This window comes from Zooshikella ganghwensis DSM 15267, assembly GCF_000428585.1.
GTDB lineage: Bacteria > Pseudomonadota > Gammaproteobacteria > Pseudomonadales > Zooshikellaceae > Zooshikella > Zooshikella ganghwensis.
In genome coordinates this window covers 1-6,889 of record NZ_AUAF01000197.1, presented here as the reverse complement: position 1 = coordinate 6,889, position 6,889 = coordinate 1, and the positions used below count along the sequence as shown (strand labels likewise).

Here is a 6,889-nt window from a genome sequence, read left to right as displayed (position 1 = left end):
ATAATCACAAACAGATCAACACTAAGATTTGTGAACCCTATTTATCAGCCTTTTCTTAATCGCTTTAAAATGCATACCTCTGTACAAGGTTAAAACAGGACAGGTTGCATGCGCTTTAAGCAAATTGATGTACGCCCTTTCAGCGAGCGAATGAAGGAGGATCCTTCCTACGATATTACCCAAGATCGCTATTGGGAAGCAGATGAAACCATGTCGATCTATGGTGATCCTGAATTAGGTACATCTGTATGGGATGATGTCAGAAGCTTAGAGCAAATCGACGAAGGTAGGGCACTACTACCCTATGTGATACGAGAGAAAACACCACCTATCATGGAGCGCTTGGTGCCTCCTGTACCTGAGCCAGATACATCACCTGATGTGAATTACAAAATTGTAGTTGAAGTCGCAGGCATCCAGCACAATAGCTCTCAGCGGCTATATTTGAGTGCAGATAAAGACAGTGAGCAAGGGCTTGATCTAAAAGCCGCCGTCACTCACTTTAAGGATGGAGAGCGCTATCGGAGTCTGGTGGAGTTTAATAACCTCCAGAATGTCCCCCGGGAACTGGGTATTCGTATTGCCATGCATGGCAAAGGGGAGATGCCACTGTACTTACCGCTTATTAACCAAATCCAGCCTGTGCCCAAGGAAACCGAAAAAGCTCCTTGGGAGACGATTATTATTCCTGTGAAACCCTTGGGCTACATTACCGAGAAAAAGGTCCGCCCAGAGTCCGATATCCTCCAGGAGGGTGGCTGGGTCTATGTCTTTTGGAAAAATAAGCTGTGGCGAGAACTCGAAGTAACCAAAAACCAAACCTACCGAGATACCCACGTCACGTTTTATCGTAATGCCCGTCAAAGCCGCTTAGGATTAACTGACCCCAATGCACGTAAAGCGTTGGGTACTGCCTACGACACCATCTGGATACCTTATAAACTTAACGGTGAGGTGCAGCAGGGTAACAATGGGATAAAGATGCTGTTTAGCCGACGACAGTTATCCTGGTCTCAGATTGATAAACTTGAAGGTAATACGGCTGAGTTAAATAAACAGGCAACGACCGTTGATGCAATGGCTATTTATGATAGTGAGAGAGGCTTTGACATTGATGATGGGCCTCTGGGACCTATTGCACCCGCATTGCTGGATCAAGATGCTGACGTTGCATTACCGCCTCAAAATCCTCGCGTATCATCTGCACAATATCTGGACCGTAATCGTCAGCATAAGATACCCGTCGTGTACCTGGATAATGTGCCTTATGTTTATTTAAAACTACAGTTGCTCGATGATGATGGTGAGCTGCTGGTGAATACGCCTTATACCATTAAGCTGGAACCTAGTTTTTTATTGAATCAGCACAGTATTGAGTACATCAGAAACGCACCTGCGCTTAAACAGTGGACCTCATCTGGTAGTAGCGATGCTGAGGGCATCGTCGAAGTCCAAGTACCTGCCATTGCAGAATTTGCGGTGATTAATTACACCCCTGAAGGTGAATCTGAGCCGCAGTCAAGCTTGGTCAATGTCGGCGTCTTAGCACCAGAAGACTCTGTAGAAGGGCAAAAAGGAGCACTGAATAACGTAAGTATTCATTCCGGCCTTATCGATCAACCAGCCGATGAGTGTTATCAGGCCGCAGTAGGTGATTTTAAAGCCGCAACGGGGGCTTCAGATCAAGAATGGCTGCAAAACATTACGCATAAAAAGCAGTACTGTTAAGGATTAACTGATAATGGAAAAGCAGCACATTTACTCGCTACATGCGAATAACCTTGATAAAGAGCCTTTGCAGTTGCTGAAGGAAAAAGATGAGCTGGATGCCAAAATTGTTGATCTCGAAGTCCTTGCCAATGAAGATGGTTTACCCAACCCTGGACGCCTGGAACGATTAAAACAACAACGAGCGGCTATCATCCAACGCATTGAGCAGGAAGGGGTTGCTGAACATAAACAGATTTTTCATGATTATCTCGTTGAGTTGAAAAAGCTTGATCAGCAAAGCAAAAGCAATTTAGAAAAATTGGTCGCTTATTTTGAAAACAAACCCGATTACACAAATGAACAGGTAGAAGCCTTTGTTCAGCGTCACCGAGAATATAAAGCGGATGAGGTCATCAGTGCCCTCAAAGCATTTCGGGTGAAAGCGCGTTGCTTTGATCAATTACAATTGCTGCTAAAGCGTAAGGTTGAAAAAGCCGAGCAATTAAAAGCAGGTGACACAAAACCAGCCCAGTACAATGCACTTCATCATCATCACAGTTATGCAAAAATCATAGAAGAAATTAAAAACATCAGTCAAAGGATTGATAAGTTTCAACAGCAGAATATTGAAAGCTTTAGGATCATCAATAGTTTTTATAAAGAACTTAATCTGGCAAGAGACTGCAGCGCCTGTAAGATTACCGATCAGGATATTGCAACGTATCGACGTTTACAGTCTGTGCAGACACCCAACCTCGATGCCCCGCATGATGATGAGTCAAAAGTCACTAAAGTGCTGATGCGAAATAAAGGCTGTGGTATTCGCTTTGTCTATGCGGATAAACCCTCTGAACCCGTTCGTTATGGCACGTTAATCCACTGGTTATATGATCTTCGTGATGACACCAAATTATCTGGCGTCAGTCATTCAGCAATGTATGCAGGATATACATCACTACAAGTCTGTCGGACTGATCATAGTGGTTATGTTCGGGGTGGTGAAGCCGCCATTATGGGCGATCGAGAATATTATATCGATCTGGAAAAACAACAATTAAGTGTCAAGCCTGCGTTAGACCATGATTTTTTGAGCAAAGTTGACTCCCTAGCACGGGAAGCACCGAATATCAGCCAGGCCTATTGGAAAGCCATGGCTAAAAAAGATCCTGACAGCTCACAGGTGTTTAACAGCGCCAGCCCAGTCTTTCGGCCTGCCAAACCCGGACAACAGCCATTAACGCTCAGTATTGAAAACCAAATCATGGCTGACATCATCAGTTATGGCCTGGGCGCTAACAATTTATCCCAAACGCTGGATCAATTTACCGAGGTGGCTCATGTCAGCACCGAAAAAAGGCGTTCCAAAACAGAAATAAAACAGTATTCAGAAACGTTTCGAAAAAACAGAACCTATGGCTTTTTGTGTTATCCCGTTGATCGTGGCCCCTTTGTCACAAAGCCCGTTGATGAATTAACCCGCTTGGCACCGCCTGAACACACCAGCTTAAAGGCTGAAAGTGTTGCCTGGAAAGGCAAGCCAGAGTCACTGACTAGTGATAAACAAAAAGTCATGAAAGATGATGATGGCTATCCTGTTTTCACGGTTAAAATTCACTGTACCTTACCAGAGTGGGATCGGCGTATTTGTCTGGCCATAGATGAACTCGCTGAGCTTCAGAAACAACAACAGGACATTTTGCACCCTTACTTAGCACAACAGGGTAACCTGATTAAGATGGTTGAGCTAAGTAAAATGCACTACATTTTCAGAAATAAAACCACCCCTGAAAGTGATGCACACTTAGTTAAAACCCACCAATCCATAGCGGAATTAGCCAAGTTCACCAAAAAGCAAATAGACTTTTTGGGGGAAGAAACGACTATTTCATCGCAGCTCCAAAAGATAAACCGCTCTATTCGAGCCAAGGCTGAATATCTATATGAGCTGTTGTGCTCTGTTGCATTTCAGGCTGAATTAAAAAGCTACTTAGATGAAATTGAATGCCAGATGAATAAAGCCTGTGGCCCCTATATGGCGTCAGAGCCGCTTTGGATTCATATTTTCGATACCATTGCCAAAGCCTATGGTGTGCTGGCATCAACGCATATCGGTGAAACGATTGGTGAAAAGGAAATACCAATTCTGTTAGATGGGATTGCAGGGCATAGCTTATCAGAGCCATTGCTTGGTCGGCAGTTTTATTTAGAAGACTTTGAAGCAAATCAAGAGCAGTTAAAATATTACGACTACCGTGGTAGAAAATACAAATCAGGGATTGATCCGTATGATGTACGGGTGGAAAAAACAACAGAAGAAGATGGAAAGTCATGGCGTGATAGTTTTGAAAGTGCACAGGAAACTCAGGCAGGGCAAATCGGTCCTTTATCAACGCTATTAAATTATGAAGCCATTTGGGATGTTAAGAATTATTATCAGGAAAACCTGAAATCAACGCTAAATACCTATATCAATAATATTCCAGGCCCTCCTCCAGTACTTATGGTGGTACTGGATACCTATGCGTACTTTGTGGGTAAACGCCTAAAGAATTACAGCAATAAATCCAAAAACTTTCATATCCGTGCACTGATATCCGTAATGAATCTCGCGGGTATTTTTAAAACGCAGGAAGGTAAAATTAATACTAGGCGAGTTCAGGCTATTCACTTAAGTATGTTTATGCGTCAACGTAAACATGGTGAACAGGCGGTGATGAGTGCATTATTTGGTAAAACAGAAGGCACTTTTTCAAGTAATCTCTCAGATAATATTCAAGCATCCATACATGGCAAAATTTATAAAGGTACTTTAACGTTTCTGAACCTTGCTATCGCAGTAGAAGAATTTACAACCTTAGCCTGCTCAGACGCTTATGAGGAGTATAAAAAGAAAGGCAATGAAGCGGAGTTCTGGTATGACTTTGCGATGAAAAGCATGTCACTAGTAGATGCTACAGGGAAGGCCGTAACCTATGGTGCTAAGCTATCCACGCGATTCAATAACTTACTAAACAGCAAAGGCATCTCTTCTAAAATTGCAGGATCACTCAATGTGTTTGCCTTGATAGGCTGTATTGAAAGTACGGTTAATGCAACGGTTGCTTTAGCTAATTATTTAAAAAGTAACCCTGTCTTCCCTGACCATGACAGTACACTTACAACACTCATGTTGGCTTCTGATCTCGTCGGCCAGTTTGCTTATACGGTTGGTTTTTTAATTGCGGATATACTGCCCATGATGGGTATCAACTGTATTCCGGGTGTAGGGCAGTTTTTATTTGTAGTTGGTACAATAACAGTCATTGCCCGCTTTGCGTATGATAATTGGGATGAATGGTTTGATGCAAACAGTTATCAAATGCTTAAAGCCCGTTGGGAAGCCGTAAAACAATCAAAGGAATTTAGGCAATTAATTGGTGTCCAATATCAACCAAACTCTCCAGGTGTTCAAGGTGCACAGGACGCAAGAGGATTGGCGCTAGAAGTAGATCAACTGCTCAAAGATGATCGCCATTGGAATACCTTTAACTGGCGAGCCGTTATTCCATTAAAGATGAGTGGTTACAACGAAGATCAGATTCAGGATTGTGTGTTTATACATGGTTCTGCACCCTATAAAAACCATCATTTACACCCCATGAATACCCGTAAAATTGTTGAATACTATACTCAACTCAAAGAACGGGTTAAAGAAGAACCAAATGCACAGTTCAGTTCTGGTCGAACATTTGCAGATGTTATTGATTTGCTAGAAACCGGCACCTTTATGCCCAGTAGGCATCACCCTGAAGACCTTGATGATCAAGGGTGTACATGGGCCTACGAAGAATTCTTAAGACCTATTTTTTAGAGGCGCTAAGTAATGAGAGCGATCAAGTTTGTATTACTTATATTATGTTTTGCGTCAAGTTATGCACTGAGTGTCACTGACGCAGTACAACAGAAAATAGATAAACAAGTTAAGCTTCTTAATAACGCTATTAAGACAGATGAGCAGGCTGAAGTACTTATCATAGGTAAAGATATAAAAAGAAAAAAAGCCATTAGAGATGATGGCTTTAATGAACCTAGCTTTCAGCTCATAGATGTCTGTTCAGTGTGCTATATATTTGAGCCTGACGGGGCTGTATCAACCGTTTACCTTAGAAAAGCTAAAGAGATCGATGTGCAGTTGGTAAGCAAAGTCGGCAGTATAAAGCATATTCTTATCACTCGTGCAAAGGTTAAGAATTTTAAGCACATTGAACGTATTAAAGACTTAGTTTATTTAAGTATATTTGAGTCGAAATTTGACAGAGATACCATATCACTATCAAACAAAAGCCTTACTTATATAACTATTAAGTATGTCGACATAAAAGAAATATTACTTGGCTCACTACAAAATTCTAAGTATATAAATTTGTCTAGAAATAAAATAGAAAATATCAAAGGTCTTCAAAATATTGAGTCTGTTGAAACCCTTAACTTGAAAGATAATAAAATAGCAGACTTATCTGGTCTTAAGAGCCTAAAGAAACTGAAAAATTTATTTTTGTATAAAAATCCAATCAAAGATGTAAGCTTTTTGGTAAATAAACCTGCTCTTGAAGAGCTAGAAATTGTACTTGAAGCACCAAAAGAGCAGTATCAACTGTTTGCAGACATGAAAAACTTAAAAAAGCTTTTGATTCAGGCGCCTAATAATATCAATAGTTTCGCTGACTTACCTGAAATGCCATCACTTCAAGTATTAAATATTCCTGGTGGTGCTCGGTATAGTACGGATAGTAGTATTGGCTTAAGAGGCATGAAAGGACTTGAGCGGTTTAATAATTTAAAGAAGTTAGTATTAAACAGCCACAACTTTAAAAAAGTAGAAGGGCTTGAGCACTTGCCTCACTTAGAAGATCTGCATATCAACTATACCCCAATTGAAGACTGGAGTGGCTTGTCTAAGGTATCAGAGAAGCTAGAAGTACTTTATGCCGTTGAAGCCAAAGCACCAGGTGTAGGCCGAGTAGAGGAAATTGAAACACTACGTAAGAAAGGAGTCATGGTCTTTGACTAAGTGGTATAATTCAACCCCGTTTCATGTCTTCTCACTTATCTCGGCTTTGGCCATTATTGAATACACATGACGGCTAAAAATAAGCTATTAGAAACAACGGGTTAGAATTAATTCATATCATGGTTTTCA

3 protein-coding genes are annotated in these 6,889 nt (G+C 41.2%); all 3 read left to right on the top strand.

Annotation, left to right across the window (positions count from 1 at the left end; genetic code table 11):
- Positions 1 to 108 precede the first annotated feature (108 nt).
- From F607_RS0123520 to F607_RS0123510, 3 genes are read left to right on the top strand one after another with little or no spacing between them, the layout of a single operon-like run.
- Positions 109 to 1,728 carry a hypothetical protein gene (locus tag F607_RS0123520; RefSeq protein ID WP_027710021.1) on the top strand — a complete coding sequence of 540 codons (1,620 nt, stop codon included), beginning with the start codon at positions 109 to 111 and terminating at the stop codon, positions 1,726 to 1,728.
- Positions 1,729 to 1,741: 13 nt separating this feature from the next.
- Positions 1,742 to 5,560, top strand: a complete 3,819-nt coding sequence (locus F607_RS0123515) for a hypothetical protein (protein WP_027710020.1) — start codon at positions 1,742 to 1,744, stop codon at positions 5,558 to 5,560.
- Positions 5,561 to 5,572: 12 nt separating this feature from the next.
- A complete protein-coding gene (locus F607_RS0123510; RefSeq protein ID WP_027710019.1) occupies positions 5,573 to 6,760 on the top strand; it encodes a leucine-rich repeat domain-containing protein in 1,188 nt (395 codons plus the stop codon).
- Positions 6,761 to 6,889 lie beyond the last annotated feature (129 nt).

Coding starts and splice junctions, on each gene's coding strand:
- F607_RS0123520 (WP_027710021.1), top strand. CDS start 109: ATGCGCTTTAAGCAAATTGATGTACGCCCTTTCAGCGAGCGAATGAAG.
- F607_RS0123515 (WP_027710020.1), top strand. CDS start 1,742: ATGGAAAAGCAGCACATTTACTCGCTACATGCGAATAACCTTGATAAA.
- F607_RS0123510 (WP_027710019.1), top strand. CDS start 5,573: ATGAGAGCGATCAAGTTTGTATTACTTATATTATGTTTTGCGTCAAGT.